11 protein-coding genes are annotated in these 17,867 nt (G+C 47.5%); 2 read left to right on the top strand and 9 right to left on the bottom strand.

Annotated features, from left to right (window positions below; translation table 11 throughout):
* Positions 1-14 precede the first annotated feature (14 nt).
* On the top strand, positions 15-1,130 hold the full coding sequence (locus tag MKX40_RS10250; protein WP_339241262.1) for an FAD-dependent monooxygenase: 1,116 nt from the start codon (positions 15-17) through the stop codon (positions 1,128-1,130).
* 139 nt (positions 1,131-1,269) lie between these two features.
* Here MKX40_RS10250 and MKX40_RS10245 read toward each other — a convergent pair whose 3' ends face one another.
* The 8 genes from MKX40_RS10245 to MKX40_RS10210 all read right to left on the bottom strand — a co-directional run bounded on the left by MKX40_RS10245 (position 1,270) and on the right by MKX40_RS10210 (position 14,040).
* A complete protein-coding gene (locus MKX40_RS10245) occupies positions 1,270-3,846 on the bottom strand; it encodes a glycoside hydrolase family 2 protein (protein WP_339241259.1) in 2,577 nt (858 codons plus the stop codon).
* Between the two features lie 90 nt (positions 3,847-3,936).
* Complete coding sequence (locus tag MKX40_RS10240; RefSeq protein WP_339241257.1) at positions 3,937-5,523, bottom strand: helix-turn-helix domain-containing protein; 1,587 nt, start codon at positions 5,521-5,523, stop codon at positions 3,937-3,939.
* Positions 5,520-7,301, bottom strand: coding sequence for a sensor histidine kinase (locus tag MKX40_RS10235; protein WP_339241255.1), 1,782 nt, complete (start codon positions 7,299-7,301; stop codon positions 5,520-5,522). Before MKX40_RS10235 ends, MKX40_RS10240 begins: the two co-directional genes overlap by 4 nt.
* A 30-nt stretch (positions 7,302-7,331) precedes the next feature.
* Complete coding sequence (locus MKX40_RS10230; RefSeq protein ID WP_253442477.1) at positions 7,332-8,186, bottom strand: carbohydrate ABC transporter permease; 855 nt, start codon at positions 8,184-8,186, stop codon at positions 7,332-7,334.
* A gap of 35 nt (positions 8,187-8,221) precedes the next feature.
* Positions 8,222-9,103, bottom strand: coding sequence for a sugar ABC transporter permease (locus MKX40_RS10225; RefSeq protein WP_339241253.1), 882 nt, complete (start codon positions 9,101-9,103; stop codon positions 8,222-8,224).
* 147 nt (positions 9,104-9,250) lie between these two features.
* Positions 9,251-10,564 carry an extracellular solute-binding protein gene (locus tag MKX40_RS10220; protein WP_339241251.1) on the bottom strand — a complete coding sequence of 438 codons (1,314 nt, stop codon included), beginning with the start codon at positions 10,562-10,564 and terminating at the stop codon, positions 9,251-9,253.
* Between the two features lie 256 nt (positions 10,565-10,820).
* Positions 10,821-12,905: an acyltransferase family protein gene (locus MKX40_RS10215; RefSeq protein ID WP_339241249.1), complete on the bottom strand. Its 2,085-nt coding sequence runs from the start codon at positions 12,903-12,905 to the stop codon at positions 10,821-10,823.
* Positions 12,906-13,479: 574 nt separating this feature from the next.
* Entirely contained in the window at positions 13,480-14,040 is a 561-nt protein-coding gene (locus MKX40_RS10210; RefSeq protein WP_339241246.1) for a flavin reductase family protein, read from the bottom strand.
* 230 nt (positions 14,041-14,270) lie between these two features.
* Here MKX40_RS10210 and catA point away from each other — a divergent pair, with 230 nt between their 5' ends.
* Positions 14,271-14,918 (top strand): type A chloramphenicol O-acetyltransferase, encoded by a 648-nt coding sequence (catA, locus tag MKX40_RS10205; protein ID WP_339241243.1) that lies wholly within the window; start codon positions 14,271-14,273, stop codon positions 14,916-14,918.
* A gap of 84 nt (positions 14,919-15,002) precedes the next feature.
* On the opposite strand, the gene MKX40_RS10200 is transcribed toward catA, so the two are convergent.
* Complete coding sequence (locus MKX40_RS10200; protein WP_339241240.1) at positions 15,003-17,645, bottom strand: adenosylcobalamin-dependent ribonucleoside-diphosphate reductase; 2,643 nt, start codon at positions 17,643-17,645, stop codon at positions 15,003-15,005.
* Positions 17,646-17,867 lie beyond the last annotated feature (222 nt).

Genomic DNA, 17,867 nt, shown 5'->3' with positions numbered 1-17,867 from the left:
AGGGACTTATGCACATGAATCAGAACTTACAATCACCATTAAAAACGGATGTTTGCATCGTCGGCGCTGGGCCAGGTGGTGCCTTACTTTCATATTTACTGAATCAAAAAGGAATATCCACGATGCTCATAGAGCGGCAACCCCACCTGCACAAATCATTCCGCGGAGAGTTGCTCAATGTGGACGGCGAAACAATTTTAAATAAACACGGCCTCTATTCCCTCGTCAAGGAACGTGGAGCACTGCTCTTGGAGCAGATTCAATATTGGGAAAATGGACAGATTGTTCATACAATATCCCCGGGTAACGGAGAATCGCATGTGGGTATTCATGTTCCGCAAGATCATCTCCTGGAAGCCATCACGTCGCACGCTCAGCAGCACAGTTCAAACGAACCAGTACGATTCAATACGATAATGACGGGTATGCTACGAGACAAAAACGGCCATATCGTTGGTATTAACATTCGACAGAACGGCGTGCCCGCCTCCATCGAAGCATCTGTTATTGTCGGTGCTGATGGCAGATACTCTGCTGTACGTAAACATTCCGGTTTGACCCCCGAAATTCGCAAGCATGGGTATGATCTACTGTGGGCGCGTATTCCGGCACCGATAGGTTGGGAACCGGCTGTTCGGATGGCCAGCATGGATGGTCAACAGCTCGCACTGTTCTCACAGTTTGGCGGTTATGTTCAGATTGGCTGGAACATCCCCGAAGGAGCATACTCCAAGCTGCGAGAGCAGCCGATTGCTCCTTTTGTAGACAAACTTGTCTCCGCATTTCCTTGCCTGTCTGATTCTGTAGCTGCCAACATTCAGAGCTGGAGTGATTTTGTTCTGTTATCTGTCGAAAGCAGCTATTGCCAGTCGTGGGCACAAGACAATGTTGTACTCATCGGTGATGCCGCTCATACCATGACCCCAACCGGTGCGTTCGGACTTAATGCTGCGCTCGAAGATGCGGATGTGCTCTCCGAATTACTTGTTCAGATGGCCACAGACCAATTCAGTTCCACTGCACAACTTCAGGAACTTCAGACGATTCGCGGAGCGAAGGTTCAGCAGCAACTTGCACGACAAGTGGAGATGGAGTCTTCTTTTCAGCAGCGCTATGAATCTTTTCTTTAAAACCCGATAAGATCACCTGACACGAATACATGAATTCACTTGCTGCAAAAGCAAAAAAGGTGGCATCCCTGATCAGGATTACCACCTTAAAACCTCGAACCTCGAACTAGAATCGAAGTCGAAGTCTATTATTATTATTTTATCCTTCTCTGCCGTTCATGGCACTGACTCGAAGTTCCGCCAGTGGCAAAGACGATCGCTCTGGATGAAGAAGTCTTACCGTCCGGCTCTCGCCCGGGAGCAGATCAAAATAATTATCACTGAATCGCACACGCCCAAGTGGGAGCTCCAACTTCACCAATCGTGCAATTGCTCCACTCGCCGTAACCGTTACAGACTGTTCCTCTTCATTCACATGTACACTCAATTGAGATTCCGGCAATGACACATCCTTAGGATCACGCAAGAAGTACCGATTAATCGGCGCCGTAAATCCTTCGGATACCAACTCAACCATGACTTCCTCCGCACGTCTGCCCTGTAACACCTCTACTTCAGTTAATTCGGCAATACACAATGCGGATTGAGATGTTACTGCAACAGCATGTGTGCTGGAATAGATCTTCTCTCCTTGCAATTCATAGACATTGAACCGAAGCTCGCCTTTCAGCACGTCCCGTGTATCGTTCACGACCCACAACGCAAGCGGCTCCCCCGGCTCATGCTCCAGTGACAACAAGACAGGATGAAAGAATATTTTTCCGTAATAAAAGGATGCCTTCGGCAGCAGTTCATAATCAATCATGGACCAGCTTGTACCTGGCCAACTATCATTTAATTGCCACACGAGTGCACCGCTGTTACGGTGATTAATCCGTCGGAAATGTTCAATTCCGTAGCGCAATCCTTCTGCTTGAGTCAGCATGGAATAGTTCATGTATTCTTCTATATTTTGCGGAATGCCTGTGTAACCTTCCATCAGCAGAATGCCTTTTTGATGGTTGGTATCCTTGTTACGGTAGGCCATCTCCGGACTGCCCCAATAAAACTGCCCTGCGGGCATATTTTTCTCCAGCGTGTAACGATTGGCCGAGGCATGCATACCAAATTCACTGCTGAAAAGCGCATGATCCTTTTTATAATTTTTGAACGTCACACCTTCAATACTATAGTCCAGCAGGGGCGGCTCTCCATGCTTCCTTGGATAGACCGAGCCATGCCATACCTGCCAGTTGTGACGATCCCCGACATCGGGATCATTCGCATCCTGACCATTGCTATCCCCAAACGGCGAAGAAGGCCAGTACGGACGGGACAGATCCAAGCGATCCAGCACTTCAGGGATCAGTTCATGATAGATAAGTTCGCCGTAGAACGGACTGGTAATATCCCCACTTGCAGACTTCATGTCATAAAGCCAGTCAATCTCGTTATTGCCACACCAGATGGCAAGCGAGGCACGGTTACGCAGACGGATGACATTGTTTTCTACCTCTTGCCGGACATTATCCATGAAATCACGATTGAAATCCGGGAACAACGCATTCGCAAATGCAAAATCCTGCCACACCAACACCCCTTGCCGATCACACTCATCGTAGAAGACATCCTTCTCATAGATACCACCGGCCCAGACGCGCAGCATGTTCATATGTCCTTCTACCGACAGCTCGACAAGCTCACGATACCGGGAGCTCGGGATGGCACCAATCAGATGATCCGCCGGAATCCAGTTGGCACCCTTGGCATATACTTTGACTCCGTTCAGAATAAACGTAAATGCATCTTCACCCTGTTCATTGTGAAGAGCCAGCTCAATCGTTCGTAACCCATAAGGTTCGCTGTAACGATCCACCTCGATGCCGTCAGCACATAATGTAACCTCCAGCGTATACAGATACGGCTCACCCAGATCATGAGTCCACCATAACTGAGGTGACGTGACGTTCAACGTGGTATCTGCCTTACCACCTTCTACAGGCAGTTCAGTGGCTCCTGCCACCTCGTGTCCGTTGCGATCCAGCAGACGAACATTACAGGACGTAACCACAGCCTGCTCACGTTTCTGTCTGCTGCGGAAAGACAAGACGGACTTCACATCTGCCGTGACGTGTAACACAGCATGCTCTGTACTGACTGATTCCGTTCGAGCATACACACTTTCCAGCTTGGCTATTGTTCGTTTTTCCAGCCGTACGGCACCCCAGATTCCCACCGTCACCATGCGTGGTCCCCAGTCCCAGCCAAAGTTCATCGCTGCTTTGCGCAACCATGGCCGTTCCTTCGTATACGAGGACCAGTCGAAGGTTTCTTTGTCCCGGTGATGCAGGTGAAGCGGATCAAACTTAACAGCAATCGCATTCCAGCCGCTGCGTACCAGAGATGTTACGTTAAACGTATGTGACATCAGCATATTCGCCGTTTTTCCAACTTCATGGCCATTCACATATACCGTTGCAAACGTATCCAATCCTTCAAACACCAATTCAAAGTGCTCTTCCGTCTCCGCATCTCTCACCAGATTGAAGGTTGTACGGTACCACCATTCCTTTTGCTCAATCCAGCGACTTTTGGCATCATTATGACCGTAATAGGGCGGATCAATGATACTGCGCTCAATCAGTGCAGCATGTACATCCCCAGGCACTTCTGCCCCGATCCAGAAACGGTCATCCAGCGCAGCAGCTGCCACATCCATTGCCCGTTTCTCTCCAACTTCAAAATGCTGTATTTTCCATTGTCCCGATAAATCCTGACTTGAACTATGGATCTTCATTAATACACCCTCACTCTCCAATAACCCTGAGTAATACTCTATCGAGAACGTTTGCAGAAATGCAAGACATGCTGCCTGGTCTGCTCATTTCTAACTTCCCGAAGGTTTGAACGATAACGCCTCTTCGCGATATTCACTCGGGGTCTTGCCGGTATGTTTTTTGAACAGCCTGCTAAAATATTTCACGTCTTCGTAGCCGCTGATAGCAGCGACTTCACTGACCTTCGCTGGAGACACGGCGAGCATATCCATCGCTCTTCGGATACGCATATCGGTGACAAAATCTCCAAAGGTCACACCCATTTCTTTTTTAAAAAGTTCACTCAGGTGACCCGGATGCAAATGAACATGTCCAGCTACCTGCTGCAGATTAATGTCCTGTGCCAGTGATGATTCAATATAACCAATAGCCTTTTGCACATGGGCAGCCTGTCCCTGACCCATTCGGCTGTGATAGACATGCATCAGACCATACAGATGGTGGAACAACATATCCCCAAGATCTACAGCTTCGGCATCCGGTTCCGGCAACCAGGGTTCAAGCCTTGCAGTTTCTTCACGCCCTGTCGCTCGCATTGTACGGGTAAGCCAGCGATGACCTGCAATGACCGCAGAGTGCAGACAAGCACTGAACGATTCTGGCGTGACCTCCGGTTCCGTAGTCAGATTAGCCACCAGTTCACGCGTCCATGTCGTTAACCTCACTGAATCATTATCTAACAATATTGAACCAAGTGTGGTCTCTTCTTCATGCGTAAGTACAGTTTTACCACCTTGGCGCTCCTGAACGTGCTCATAAAGCCATACTTTATCATCCATCAAACCTCGATATCGGAAAGCAGTTGAAGCCGTTCGGTAGCTTTCGTGCAGATCTGCATATCCACGCACAGGCAGACCTACTGCTGCACGCAGAGTACACTTCAGTAATTGCTCCACCCGACGTAATGCACTCTCCAGCTTGAACGGATATTCCTGTTCCACAGGCGGCCATGAAACTACACATATAATTTGCTGTTTCTCTATATGCGCAATGGCACCCGGTAGCATATCCTCCAGGGTATTCTGCACCGCGAATCGTAATAGTGCATCCGAGGATCGATCCCAACCCTCTGCTCGAAGTACAATGACTTGTCTGCGAATCTGTTCATCATCAAGACCATCATTCGCTGCCTCTATTCCAGCATCAGAACGCAAAAACGAAGGAAATTGGCCCGAAGTGGTGTCACCGTCAATGATCCAACCAGCGAATAAACGCTCCCGATTCTCCCGCATAAGCTGTCCCTCTCTGGACTTCTCTGCCCAACGTTCCGTGATCCGTTGTTTGGCCTGTAATACGGTCTTGATGATCTCTTCCGGCTTGCTTGTTTTGAGCAGATAATCTGTAACCCCTTGGCGTATCGCCTGCTGCGCATAAGAAAAGTCATCGTATCCGGACAAAATAATGACCTCCAGTTCAGGTAACAATCGCAGTCCCTCTTCTGCCAGTTCCAGCCCTGATCTGCCCGTCATCCGAATATCCGTCATCAGGATATGCGGACGTTCCTCAGCCATGCGTGCTAACGCCTCCTCTGCCGAGGCAGCCGGTTGAAGAAGTTCAATTCCGAGTTCATGCCAAGCGATAACGCTGGCAAGCCCTGTACGGATAATTACTTCATCATCCACAATTAATAGTCTCATGGTGAACCCTCCAAGATTGGAATGGAAAACGAAATCCGGGTACCTCCCCCAACCCTGCTGTCGACTTCTAGCTGTGCATCCGCTCCATAATGGAGAAGCAGTCTCTCATTCACATTGCAGAGTCCATAACCGCCTTGATTTAGCTGTTTTTCCGGCTGTTTTCCCTTCCATTCCCTAATACTTATCCTTAATTGCTCCAGCCTGTTCGGCTCCATGCCGACACCATCATCCAGTACCAGTACATTCATATGTTCATTATCCGGGTCCTTGCGAATCATTATAGTGATGGTACCCACGCCTGCTTTGGGCTGAATGCCATGAATCATGGCATTCTCAACGAGCGGTTGCAGCAACAGTTTCAGCATCATTCGCTTCTCAAGCGCTGGATCAACGATGTAATGCAATACGAATTGATCAGGGAAACGAATGGACTGCACCCGCACATAATGTCGGATATGAGCAATCTCTTGTTCCACAGGATAATAATCCTGACCATTGTTTAAACTGATGCGCAGAAAATCACTCAAGCCCTCAACCATGTCCGCGATCCGCTTCTCTTCGGACATCAAGGCAATCCAGTGAATTGAAGAGAGCGTGTTATATAGGAAGTGCGGATTAATCTGCGCCTGGAGCACCCGAAGATCCGCTTCCTTTTTGCGAGCTTCACCGCGAATAACCTCTTCCTTCAATAACTGAATGTGTGAACCGAGCAGATTGTAACTCTCCCCAAGCCTGCCGATCTCGTCATCACTTTCAGACCGAAACAGTGGAAGAGGACGTTCCGGATCAATTCTGGACAGATGTCTGGTAAGCACACGAAGCGGCCGCGTCACACGCCGCACCGTAAACCAGACCAAACCTGCACTGATCGCAGCAGACATGGCAACGGCACACCCGGTCAAAATAAGGATATACCGATTCTCGGACTTGTACTGGTCATATGGTACGGTTCCAACCAATGTCCAACCCGTCAATTCTTCCGGATAATAGAGCAAGGTCCTTTTATCCTCACCACTACCATATGTGGTGGTTCCGCTAACACCATCCTGAATTAACGTTGTGACCCCTGGTTCGACACCCTCCAGCTTAAGTCCAAGCCGGGATTTGTCCATCGAAGACAGAATCTCTCCAGAACTGCCGATGAGCTCCAGTCTGCCTTCTCCTCGGCCTAATCCCAGAGCGGCCCATCCCTTGGATATGGCCTTCTCATCCAGACTAATGGCTAACCAGCCGATGGGTCGATAATCATGGATACTGCGAATCGGCCGAACCAATGTGATCACATTTTGTATACCCGCGTAATTCTGCACCGGGTATACCCCCGTCCATTGTTTGACTGCTTCACCACTTGGAACAGAGGGATACGTCAGGTTGGATTCACTGGATTCATACCAGGTAGCGGTCGACAATGTGGCATCAAAACGTCCAGGGTATATGGCGATGTTGGCGATATATTTTTTGGAAGCAGCCAGATTGGTCATCCTGCCCAGGATATCCACTCTGTCCATCTCGTGATCCTCATTTTGGCTAAGGTAGTTCTGAATATCCCGTTCTCCAATCAGGAAAATGGACAGGTTCTCGGCATCCTGCAGCATATAACGAAGATTGGCTTCCACCTGCTTCAGCGTATCCATGCCGGACAGTTTTGTTTTTTGCTCCGTGATGCGGGAAGAGATCAGAAAGGCGAACAGACCCAAAGCCAGCAGTGGCACAATCATTGAAACCGTCACAACGACGGATAGCTTCCTTTGTAACGAAGATGTGAGCCAGCGTGCCAAACGTTTCTCCTCCTCTGGATGCGCTTTCGCTTATCCTTTCACAGCTCCGGCTGTCATGCCTTTCATAACCTGTTCCTGGAATACGAGATACAAGATAATCGTTGGAATAACTGACAGTGTCATGGCAGCAAGGGTTAAACCGTAATCCGTCTGATACCCATCCGCAAAGTTCGCAATTGCGAGCGGTAACGTTTTCAATCCGGTTTTGTTGATGAATACAAGCGCAAATGAAAAGTCATTCCACGCATGCAGGAAACTCAGGATTGTAACGGTAGACAATGCAGGTACCGACATGGGTAGCATGATTCGGGTAAATAGCCCCCAAAGCCCTGTTCCATCAATAAAAGCTGCCTCTTCAATATCACGTGGAACACTTGTCAGATAAGCAGTAAGCACGAAAATAGCTGTAGGTAATGCAAAAGCCGTATAAGGTAATATTAATGCCCAGTACGTATTTAGCAAGGACATCTGTTTCATTAAAATAAATAAAGGGACAAGTGTACTATGGATCGGTATGAGCATACCTACAACAAAGAAGGTCATGATTAACCCTTTCCAGCGAAACTGGAAACGGGCCAGAATGAATGAAGATAGCGCTGCAATAAACAGCGTTAGAATAAGTGATCCGACGGATACAATGAGTGAATTGCCAAAAGCAGTTCCCAACCTGGAGCTTTCCCATGCATTGCTGAAATTGGCAACATTCCAGTTTTCCGGCAGACCAAAGGGCCTGCTATAGAAATCTTCATTCGTTTTGAACGCACTAATCACGAGCCAGTAGAACGGATACAATGTTAAAATACCATAGACCGTTAGCAGCGTCCAAACAATTCCGCTGCGGAGGCGGCGAATCGGATGGCCCGAGCCGCTTCGTGGTGATGGCATGGATACAGGTGTCGCACGCATGATAGCCCTCCTCTCTATTGATTCTCTTTTCGTTTGCGACTGGTCACCCACTGGCTTGTTCCGATCAACAGCAGGGAGATCAGTACGATGGTTGTTGAGATCGCACTACCAAAACCATAACGGTATGTTGTAAAAGTTGAATTGTACATATACGTTGCAAGCAGTTCTGTTGCATGTGCCGGACCACCCTTGGTCATGATGTAGACCAGATCGAAGGATTTCAGACTCCCCGAGATACATAAAATGATTGCAACCTGAACTGTCCCCCAGATCATAGGCAAAGAGACGGATACCAGCTTACGGATGCCTGAAGCACCGTCTATTTTGGCAGCATCATGAATCTCGCCTGGAATATTCTGCAATGCGGAGATGAAGATAATCAGATACAACCCCACAAAGCTCCAGAGCAGCGGCGGCACTAAGGAAAAGATCGCAATCTTGTCATCGGAAAGCCATTGCAGCTTCCAACTCTCCAGACCCAGTGCGTCCAGCAGAAAGTTCAATATCCCGATCTGCGGATGGTAGATATACTGCCAGATCATACCGATCACTACAGTCGATAGTACCATCGGCAGAAATACGGCTGAGCGCAGGAACCGCTGTGACGGATTGCTTTTGTGTAATATGACCGCGAGCATCAGTGCTAACGGAATTTGTCCAAATACGGATGCCAACACAAAAATAACGTTATTTTTCAGTGCCCGCCAAAATACAGGATCATGCCAGATCTCTACGTAATTATCCATACCAATATATTTGGATGCGCCGATGCCGGACCAGTTGAAGAAACCGTAGTACGCCGACCATACGACCGGTACAAATACAAACAATGCATAAATGATGACTGCCGGGGCCAGCCCCAGCATAATAAAACGCCGACTGCGCAGTGCGTTCATCTGTTCACTTCCCTTCCATACTTAAAGACCCCTCCCCTGCCGGGAAGGGGTTTTGTCGAATAACCAGCTAATACGCGATGTGATGAGTTCATTGAATCTTTATCGTCTGGCTGTACCATCGTAATCGCTATCTAGTTTGACCCATAATTACTGACTAACTGCATTGGCTTGAGCCGCCTGGATTTTAGCCGCAATATCTTCGGCTTTACCTCCCATGAGCAACTCTTGCAAAGCATTGTTAATAACTTCAACCGTTGCCGATCCCAACTTGGAATCGTATACAGGCGTAATCTTTACTTCCTGCATCAGATCATATAATTCAACGAACAAAGGATGCGCCTTGGTTTTGTCCAGATCAATCTTGTAACTCACCAATGTGCTGCTATCCAATGTAGCCTTCTGACCATCTGGTCCTGCCAGTGCGTAGAACAGCTCCATCGCCGCCTCTTTTTGTGCACCGCTCAGCTTTTTGCTTACACCCAACCCGGTTCCTACAACACCGGATGTGGTTCTTGGTTCACCCTTACCTCCGTCCACTGGAGGGAGAATCGTAATATGCGTGTTGTTTAATACCTCTTCAGGTGCATTGTTCACCAGATTGGCCAAGGCCCATCCGCCGTTCATGACCATCGCTGCCTTACCTTGGAAATAAAGCTGCATCATCTGTGTCTCATCGATACTGTTGAATCCATCCTGGAACGCCTTGCTGTTGCCGAGCTCCTGCATTTTGTTCAGGGCTTCAATAAATGGTGGATCGGTAAAGCTTGCACCATCTTGTGCTGTCGCTTTCAGGAACCAGTCTGTGCCGGTGATCCGGTCAGCCAGGGTACTGAATATGGTCGATTGTGCTACCCAGTTCGCCTTGTTGCCAAGCGCCATGGGAATGACTTTATTTTGATTAAACGTAGCAATCGCTTGTTCCAGTTCCGCCCAAGTCTCAGGCACTTTCACGTTGTACTGTTTGAAAAGAGCTTCATTGTAATAGATGAAGGAACTCGGCGCCAGATTCATGGGCACGGAATAGATATTCCCGTCCACGGTGTATCCGTCCAATGCGTTCGGGATAAAATTATCTTTCCACTCCGGCTTCGCGTCCAGCTCGGTATTAATGGGTTGTAACAGATCCCCTTTTACAAATTCCTTAGTCATGGCATCTGGCCACATTACGAACAGGTCTGGCATCTCGTTGGCAGCTGCCACCGTGCGAAGCCGGGTTTTGAGACCATCTGTAGGCAGTCCTTCATCCACGACTTCAATATCTGGATGTGCCGTGCGAAAATCTTCAATAATCTGACGCATTGCCACCGCCTTTGCATCCTGTCCGGTCCAGTTATGCCAGAGTGTGACGGTTACTTTGTCATTACCGCTGCCTCCTTCTGAAGTATCTCCGCCAGCACAGCCAGCTAGAATAATGGAGAACAACGTTATTGCCAGAACACCCGAAAGCCACTTTTTCAACATCTCTATATTCCCCCTCGGCGATTTGATTACACTTATTGTAAATGGTAACGTTATCATACCGTAAGGTGACGATCCACGGATGCAGGGGTGAAAAATATCGGTTCCCCTGTTTGGAACTTACATTGCTGACTTATTGCTCATAGCAACAAGAAAGAGCCCTCACAATGAGAGCTCTTTCTTATTGCAGCCATCGGCAGCTTAAACCTAGGTTATAATAATGAATAAGTGCTAAATCGTATTGAATATGGATTGCGTATTATTGAATACTGTTCTTCACCAGTTCTGCAAAAGCTTCTGACCCTTGCGTAGTGAGATGTACACCGTCTTTTTCAAAATATTCGTCGTGTCCTTCACTTGCACTGTTCCAGTCAATCAGTAAGACATTACTGTAGTTGGATGCTGCTTCATTCAACGCCCTGTTTACCGTTCGTTCCCACGGACGAGGTACACGCACAGTAACCAGATACACCTGATCCTCATCCTTCAGATAATCAAGCACCGCATTCAGGTTTTTGGAGTTAAAGGAACCATTCGTCCCGAGCTCCAGCACCACCTTGCCGCCCATTTGGTTGTTTCGCTTCAGCCCTTCCAATACATCGCCTGCCTGCCACATTTGACGGCCAACATGTCCATCCACGTACACTCCCGCTATACTTTGCTCCAGATATGGTTTTGCATCCAAAATCACGGAATCTCCAATGACGGTATAATGAATCTTGCCATCCTGGGCAGGAGGAGCCGTTTCTTCATGTTCCTCAGATGAATCAGGTACATCATCCGTTCCATCGGATGGGTTCGCTTCAGCTCCGTCCGGAGCATCATTCTCGTTAGCCACGGATTCATCAGCCGGCTTATCTTCAGACTGACCGTCTTTGCCACCACTCGTTGAATTGTCCTGGTCCCCAGGTTTCGAGTCTGGCGCCGTCTCTCCTGTCGGTTTTTCATTGTTCTCCGGATTATCTTTCGTTCCTGCTTCCGGTTTATGGCTATGCGCATCGTTCTTTTGACCTGAGCCCGATGTCGCTGTATTCGCTGGCAAAACATCCTGTCCCTGTTCCTCAGCTACAGAATTCTCTCCATTCAATGTGGTCGACATCGATACGGAATGGGACTCAGAATTCGCTGCATGTGAGACCATCATCTGGGATACCGTATAGGACAACAGCAGAATCGTCATCAACAGACCTGTCCGCTTCCACCACACATTACGTATACCGATCGATGACCGCCCTCTTCCCCATAATCGGGACCAGGAATCACGGAATCCGTTGTAGCGAATCGGATTTTCAATATACTTAAGAGATAATGAAGCCAGTACAACCGTTACAGCAACTTGTAAAATGATTCGTACAGGATGCGCTCCTCCCGTATCCACCGCGGGATTGGTTAAAATAATAACTGGATAATGCCATAGATATAATCCGTAGGATCGCTCTCCAATCCAGCGTAATGGCTTTGCTCCAATGAACCGTGCCAGGAATGACGATGGGTGAGCCAATACCGCTACCAGCAACGTTGTTGCCACAGCCTGAAGCACCATTCCTCCTTGATACAGAAACGGATCATATTCACTGCTGTTCAACATCATGTAGATTAATAAAGCGAGTGCAGCTAGTCCCGATATATCGAGTACAAGCCGATTCATGCCAGGCAGAGAGTTCGAGAGCTTGCGACTAGGCCACACCACGGCAAGAGCAGCACCAGCAAGCAGTGCGAATGCCCGCGTGTCTGTTCCATAATATACACGGCTTGGGTCCAGATCCGGATTATACATGATGGCCATTGCGCCAGCAGACAACTCAGCTGCGACGACAATGAAGACGACCAGCCATCCCTTTCTTTTGAACACGACGATTGCTGCGATCAGCAGAAGAGGCCATATGAGATAAAATTGCTCTTCCACAGCCAGTGACCAGAAATGTCCAAACGGTGATGGAGGGCCAAAACTTTCGAAATAGGAAACGTTGTGAAAGATATACCACCAATTGCTTATGTATAATACACCCGAAACGATATCACCACGAAGCGCAGCGAGCCGGGATGGGTCTGTACAGGCCAACCAGATCATTACCACAGCTGTCATGGTCAGCATGCCTGGAAGCAAGCGCCTTACCCGTCTTACCCAAAAATCACCGAGTGAAATGCGTCCATGTTCCTGCCACTGTGACACGAGGATATCTGTAATTAAATATCCAGAGAGAACAAAGAATATACCTACACCGAGCAATCCACCCGGAATAAAATCCAAATTGAGATGATACGCGATTACCGCAAGTACAGCGATGGCTCGCAAGCCATCCAGTCCGTTCATATGTCGCTTGTTGTTAGGCGATTGTGACATGCATGCCCCTCCTTGTTACTGTGAGTCAACAACATCGGTGTTGGGGGCATAAAGGAACTCCTGATCGTTCTGGTTGTCATTAACATACGTATTGCACCTTCCATCTTCCATTTACAACATAAGAAAAGCCTCTGTTTGAAGCACGTTCCGATGATGCTACATTCTTGGTGAATTCTACAGTCTTAAGGTAGACGTGTTGCCGGTCCATTAAGTTTTAATCATTACAATATTCTTTATATGGATTCGTAAGTTCACGTTTAGCATTATACGCCCGAAATAAGCCTCATACTTTACAAGAATATTTACAAACGTTTAAACCGATGTAACCTTTCCTGCCAGCTCATATAGCTGTAAAATCATACTCTAATTTTGTCGTTAAATATAGTACTTTTCATCGAGTGGCTAAAATTACCTGTCCGCTTGCGCAAACCAGCATACCCACGCAACCGTTCATTGAAACAATTAAATTCATAACAAAAGGCTGCCGACTTGCTCAGCAGCCACTATCCATTATAAACCTATGTCAGACCGGATTGAAAGTTTTGCTCATAATTGCTTCTTCTTGCCTAGGACCCTAGAGGTAGAACGGGTGATTCTTTTCTTCTGTCCTTGCATCCAGGATTCGGTATGTTGAGCGCCCTGTGTACATTGGGATTTGCAACTTCTCCAGATCAACCATTCCATTCTCCAGAAAGTACTTCGGATCCTGATATCGCTGCAACACCTCGCCTGCAATCCATTCATGGTCACCATATGTTGTAATATCCATAACTTTGCATTCATAAGCAAAATAAGCGTCCGTCAAAATAGGTACACTTACCTTCATTCCTTCCTCATATGGAATGCCGAATCTTGTAAATTTATCTGTATCTCTTCCACTGAACGTTCCTGCAGCTTGAATCCACTCTGATCGATGACCTGGTAGGAAATGAACTCCGAATACACCACTCTTCTCAATGAGTTCATAGGAGTATGTTTCCTTACGAAGGGAGATGCCATATACGCCTGGATATGATCCGATGTATGTATGCCATCCGGACGCCATCACATTCTGGACTCCCTCATGACGTGAAGTCACCACCGCTACCATTCCAGGATAAGAATAAAATTTGGGTTCTTCTATCGGCTGACGCATCTAATCCCCTCTCTTCTTCGTTATAAATACACTTTCATTATAAAGTAATGCAGCAGGTTGAAAAAGCGCTTTGCGGAGTATTACGCTATAAGCACACATTCATTATTATGTTATACTGAGAGGGATCAATGTCTAAAAATAGGATACCGGGAATGTGATAGGATATGGTCAAATCAGTCAAATATACCTCCTAAATGAAGGCATTATTCAAATTTAGGAGGTTATAACTTATGTTTAATCCAATCGTGTTAGATCAGTGGGATCGAAAGCCTTACTTTGACCACTACTTGAATCAGGTCAGATGTACCTACAGCATGACTGCTAATCTGGATATCACGCTATTGATTGCTCAAATAAAACTTAAAGGCATGAAGTTCTACCCAGCTCTTATTCATATGATCTCTACGGTCGTCAATACACATCAAGAATTTCGAACTAGTTTCGACGCCGAGGGGAGATTAGGCTACTGGGACGAGATGTCTCCGAGCTATACGATTTTTCATGAGGACGACAAACGTTTCTCGACGATCTGGACGACATTCCATGAAGATTTTGAGACGTTCCACAATCGTTATCTGGACGATATGAAGAATTACAAAGATCATAAACAATTGGTTGCCAAACCCAATGAACCACCAAATACATTTCCCGTTTCCAGTATTCCCTGGGTGAACTTTACGGGATTTAATCTGAATATTTACAATGAGGGAACCTTCTTGTTGCCTATCTTCACGATGGGAAAATATGTTCAAACCAACGATAAAGTTTATCTTCCCTTATCTATTCAGTTACACCATGCCGTGTGCGACGGCTATCACGCTGGGGTTCTATTCAACGAATTGCAGTCATTGGCAGATCGTAGTCATAAATGGTGTTAGTTAGCTAAATGAAGAAAAGGCATTCCTGACTCTTGGTGGAGTCATGGAACGCCTTTTCTTTTTCTCTTTTTTTTCAAATGCTATTTAATTGCACTTGCTATACCCACATTGACTGCATGTTTTGCATCCTTCCACATTCATCAGGGATGCAGAACCACAAGAAGGGCATAAATCTCTTGATTCGATAAAGTTTTTTTGATTCTCCACTTGTGGATATGCGCTCTTCACTTGGTTCTGTTCTTGTGAAGCTCCCGTTTCATTCGCCTGCACATTGCTCTGTACATGACTTTCCAATGCTTTGGCGACGGCATCTGCAATCGATTCCACCCGGTTGGCTCCAAAGCCAATCGCACCCGAACCACCAATTCCCTTGAGATGTTTGATCAACAGTTCCACCTTGTGCCCGTGATCTCCGTATCGAAGAAACAGTGAGCATACCCGACCGAGGGCCTCAGCCATGGCGAACACATCCGATCCCGCTTTGCCCACGTTCAGGAAGATTTCACCCGGCGTTCCCTCCAGATCATTAATTGTAATGTAAGCCATTCCGAATGGCGTATTAATTTTGTATGTTGCACCGCGAAGTACCTGAGGGCGGCTTCTATATTGTTTATCCAGCACTGTGGCAGAGGAAGAGGTTTGATCGGAAGAATGGATTTCATCATCAACCTTACTACTGACCGGCTCAACACCTGCCTGCCCTCCTACATTATTCGGGTTATCTATTGTAGATACGTCCGTCTTCTCTTTTGCTTCCGCCGTGTTCTGATCTTCGGTCTCCTGGGTCTCTTCCTTCTTCGAAGTGGACAACACCTGCACATCCCTACTGCCGTCTCGATATATCGTTACTCCCTTACAGCCAAGGTCGAAGGCCAGTTCATACAGTTCAGCCGTATCCTCCACCGTAAAATCAGCCGGACAGTTGGCCGTCTTCGAGATGGAACTATCCACCCATTGCTGAATCGCAGCCTGCACCCGGATGTGATTCTCAGCCGACAGATCCATCGCCGTCACATAATAGTCTGGTAAAGCTTCACCCGGATGTTCATCCAGCCACTCTTGCGCAATCGGTACGAACTGTTCATCATAACCCAGACGGCTTTGACGGAAATACTTGAAGGCGAAATACGGCTCAATCCCTGTTGATGTGCCTACCATCGTACCGGTACTTCCCGTTGGCGCCTGGGTGATCAGCGTGACATTTCGAATGCCCTGTTTGCGAATAGCCTCTCCCACTTCAGGGTACCTCGCAACCATATTTTTCATGAATCCACTCTGTAAATACGGTTCAGCTTCGAAAGCCGGGAAAGCTCCCTTCTCTGCTGCAATCTCTGCCGATGCCAGATAGGCCTCCTTCGCCATGAATCCATACAGTTTATCCAGAAATTCAAGGGATTCAGGACTGCCGTACCTTATACGCAGCTTAATCATCAGCTCTGCCAGTCCCATCGTGCCAAGCCCCACCCGGCGTTCACGCTGCTGATTCAGTCTGTTTTCCTCAAAATGATATGGTGTTGCATCAATGACATTGTCCAAAAATCGAGCCGAGATGCGAGTGGTTTCCGCCAGTTCATCCCATGCCACATCATGATTCGTTTCATCATAGAATTTGGACAGATTGATCGCTGACAGATTACATACACCCCAGCCAGGCAGGCCTTGTTCCCCGCATGGATTAGTACAGATGATCGGATTAAAGTACCAGCTGTTGGACATCTGGTTATAGTACTCCATGAATACCACACCAGGCTCTGCCGATTTCCAGGCTGATTCAATAATGGTATGCCAGATTTCGCGCGCCTTCAGCGTACGATAGTGTACCACCGAATGACCTGCGGCTTTCCACTGCTGCATATCCCCGTTCCAATTGGTGTCGTAGTCTGGATCGTTCGTATCGGGGAAAACCAAATCCCAATCTCCGTCCTGCTTGACAGCCTCCATAAAGGCGTTGCTCACACATACAGACAGATTAGCATTGGTCACCTGCCCCATCGTTTGTTTCACGGTAATAAAATCAAGCACATCTGGATGCCAGTCATTCATCATCAGCATGAGCGCACCCCGTCGGCTTCCGCCCTGTTCAATCAGTCCTGTCGTATAACTGAACAATCCGCCCCACGATACGGAACCGCTGGATGATCCATTGACACCTTTCACCACCGCTCGGCGAGGACGCAAAGAAGACAAATTAATGCCTACACCTCCCCCACGTGCCATAATCTCCGTCATCTCGGTCAAGGTCTTCATGATGCCACCCCGACTGTCCTGCGGAGACGGAATAACATAACAATTAAAGAGTGTGAGCTCATCGCTTGCCCCCGCTCCTGCAGCAATACGCCCTCCGGGTACTAACTTCCAATCCTCCAACACGGAGCGGAACTTGGACTCCCACGTTGCCCGCTGATCTGCTGTAGATTCAACATAGGCCATGGCTTTGGCAAGCCGGCTCCACAGCTCTTCCGGTGTTTTTTCGATGTTGAGTGTCAGTTTCTCCACGCTGGTCTCGATGATCTCTCCGCTTCGAGTCCTTACTTGTACGAGCTGACCCTGGCGTTCTATAATTTCGCCCACTTCCTTGGTTGGGAACTTGGGATCATCCTTTGTTAATACCAGTACCACATCTCCGACCTTGGCATGATTCGAGTCAGCATCCTTCCAGGCGTATCGGTCCAGAAATATTTTTTCGCTAAGTCCTTCTAATTGGTACGATCGTTGGTTTGATTTCATCGCTACGTTCAACCTCCCCGATTAACGCTCCATTTTCACTATAAAAGTAAATTATGATGAAACACCACATATAGTGATATAAAACCAGTATATTACACCATATATTGATTTTCTATATGACTTTTATCACAGACCTTATTTTTTGGACTCTCCTGCTCGGACAAGCTTCTTCACACACCCTCAGACTCACGCATACAAAACCTGTGAATTTTTTGGGACAGA

This window comes from Paenibacillus sp. FSL R5-0517, assembly GCF_037974355.1.
In the GTDB taxonomy this organism is placed as follows: Bacteria; Bacillota; Bacilli; order Paenibacillales; family Paenibacillaceae; genus Paenibacillus.
This window is presented reverse-complemented; position numbering and strand designations above follow the sequence as displayed.